The 312-nt window shown below is 61.2% G+C and carries 1 protein-coding gene; it reads right to left on the bottom strand.

Features of this window, described 5'->3' with window-relative positions; genetic code table 11:
- The coding region (locus PZH32_RS12425) for a hypothetical protein (protein WP_275208553.1) at positions 1-227 on the bottom strand (227 nt) is incomplete at its 3' end.
- Positions 228-312 lie beyond the last annotated feature (85 nt).

The raw sequence follows: 312 nt of genomic DNA, 5'->3' as shown, positions 1-312 counted from the left end.
GTGTCCGCAAGGGGCGTTTGCTCTTCAGTGGAAGTGCCGGAGTTGGTTTCGGCGTCTGCCGACGAGGCGTTGCTGCAGGCGGTAAGTGCCAGGGCAAGAATCGCGCTGAGCAAAAGGGTCGCAAGGACCGGCTTCTGCTTGGAGCGCTGCGTTCCTTTTGGCCGCCCTTGCGATCTTCGGTTGCTTGATGCTGTGCGCCCATCGCGGCGGATGTTGTGTTCGATCATGATGACCCTTTCGTGCCCAAAAACATGGGCGGCCTGTGTCAGGTTCCCAAAGAGCCGCGGTCTTTGGCCTTGGCTCCGGGCGAGG

The organism is Adlercreutzia equolifaciens (assembly GCF_029076695.1).
In the GTDB taxonomy this organism is placed as follows: Bacteria; Actinomycetota; Coriobacteriia; order Coriobacteriales; family Eggerthellaceae; genus Adlercreutzia; species Adlercreutzia equolifaciens_A.
This window is presented reverse-complemented; position numbering and strand designations above follow the sequence as displayed.